We start from the raw sequence: 2213 nt of genomic DNA on the forward strand, positions 1-2213 counted from the left end.
CCGGCGAAGTTCTGCGCGCGTGCGTAGCCGACGTAGGTTTCCGGCGAGCGACTGGCATCGCCTGAGCCGGCGGCGGCCTGTGCGCCCTGCGCGTTCGGTTGCACGTAGCCACCCGGCAGGTCCTTCTGGCCGCCCTCGGTGAGCAGCCGGCGGATCACGTCCTCGCTTTGCTGGTAGTCGCCTTCGCCAAAGTGGTGGTGACGAATATGCCCCTGCGGGTCGATGAAGTAATGCGCGGGCCAGTACTCGTTGCCGAAGGCCTTCCAGATGGCGTAACCGTTGTCGATTGCGACCGGGTAGTCCACGCCCAGGTCCCTCACGGCGTGGATGACGTTGACCGGATCCTTCTCGAACGCGAACTCGGGTGCGTGCACGCCGATCACCACCAGGCCGTAATCCTTGTACTTGTCAGCCCAGCCCCGCACGTAGGGCAGCGCGCGGATGCAGTTGATGCAGGAGTAGGTCCAGAAATCGACCAGCACCACCTTGCCCCGCAGCGACTGCGCCGTGAGCGGCGGGCTGTTGAGCCACTGGGTGGCGCCATCGAGCGTGGGCAGATCGCCTTCCACCGGCAGCGTGTCGCCGGCCTTCACAGCGATCTGCACGAGAGGCGGAGGACGCACCGCGTCGATCAGCTTCTGTTCGATGCCGCCCGTGCTGGCCAGCGACACGCGTGTCAGCAGCCCGGTATCCAGCCCCAGCGCGATGGCGGCCACACCTGCCAGCACCAGCACGCCCAAGGCGCGGCGCACCCATTCGCCAGCGCCCAGCGAGCGCTTCATCAAGGCGAAGACGCGTCCGCCAATCAGCAGCGCCAGCGCGAGCGAGGTCGCCGCGCCCGCCGCGTAGGTGAGCAGCAACAGCGTCGTCTGGACGCTGGCGCCCTTGAGAGCGGCGCCCGTGAGTAGCAGGCCCAGGACCGGGCCGGCGCAGGGCGCCCACAGCAGCCCTGTGGCTACGCCCAGCCCGGCCGCCGAGAGCACCGAATCGTCCTGGCTCCCGGTGTGCTCGGTGAGCTTGTTGCCGAGCGCCACGAACGGACGGGTGATCCATTCCGCGACGCGCTCCGAGAGCAACGTCAGGCCAAGCACGGCAAGCACCGCCAAGGCGACGAAGCGGCCGTACTGGTTGGCGCGGACGGCCCAGCCGCCGCCGACGGCGGCCAGCGTGGCGACCACGGCGAAAGTCAGCGCCATGCCCACGAGCATCGGCAGTCCATTGCGCGCGAACGGGCGGTCTGCTCGCGAAAATACGAAAGGCAGCACCGGCAGGATGCACGGACTGAGGATGGTCAGTGCACCGCCGAGGTAGGCAAGGATCAGTAATAGCATGGTGGCGACATCCGTGAAGGGTTAGGGGTATGTGCCGAGCTGAGCGACATCCACCCGCGATTGCCGCGATTTGACAACCCACGTGGGTATCTGCGATGGGGGCGGGCCGACTGGCGACGGTGTCGGCCGTCGGCGCCAAGCCGACAGGTGCCCCATCGAGACGATTACCGGTCAGTTCGTCGACTTCGCGGCAACCTCAATCACTCGCGCGACCGCGGCCGGCTGAGAGATAAAGACAGCGTGGCTTGCGCTCACTTCGGTCACCTTGGCACCCGAGCGTTGATACATCCAGCGCTGAAGCTGGGGGCTCACCATATGATCCTGGGTAGTCAGGATGGCGTAGCTGGGCTTGGTTCGCCATGCCGCCACAGAGACCGGTGCGCCCAACGCTTTCTCGGCGAGTTGATCCTGCGAGTCCGCCAGGAATTGCGCGTCCGATGGCGAGACGTCCGCTGCAAAGTTCTCACGGAATTTCGCCGGCGGGAGGAAGAAATACTTGTCCGGCGTCGCTCGCATCGCATCGTTGGGCGCGGCGAACTTCTGCAACAGCTGACCGCTGGCTTCGCCGGCGTCGGGTTGCAGTGCGGCCACATAGACGAGCGAGCTGACCTTCGGGTCCGCACCTGCCTCCGTGATCACGGAGCCGCCATAGCTATGGCCGACCAGCACAACCGGGCCCTGCTGCTGATCAATGACGCGCCTGGCGGCATCGACGTCTTCTGCAAGGCCCGTAAGCGGCTCCTGCACGATCGCCACATGGTAACCATCCTTGACCAGGATGTCGTGGACGGCCCGCCAGCCGGAGCCATCCACCAGTGCGCCGTGAACAATGACAACATCTTTCGCAGCCGCCTTTGCCTCGGCGTGAGCCATCGTGGCGCC

At 66.3% G+C, this 2213-nt stretch carries 2 protein-coding genes; both read right to left on the reverse strand.

Going from position 1 to position 2213, the window contains the following annotated elements:
• The coding region (locus F6X40_RS41285; RefSeq protein WP_187631862.1) for a cytochrome c biogenesis protein DipZ at positions 1-1331 on the reverse strand (1331 nt) is incomplete at its 3' end.
• Positions 1332-1502: 171 nt separating this feature from the next.
• On the reverse strand, positions 1503-2213 hold a 711-nt coding region (locus F6X40_RS41290; RefSeq protein WP_222946314.1), incomplete at its 5' end, for an alpha/beta fold hydrolase.

Origin of the sequence: Paraburkholderia sp. UCT31, assembly GCF_014397655.1 — a bacterium.
Taxonomy (GTDB): domain Bacteria; phylum Pseudomonadota; class Gammaproteobacteria; order Burkholderiales; family Burkholderiaceae; genus Paraburkholderia; species Paraburkholderia tuberum.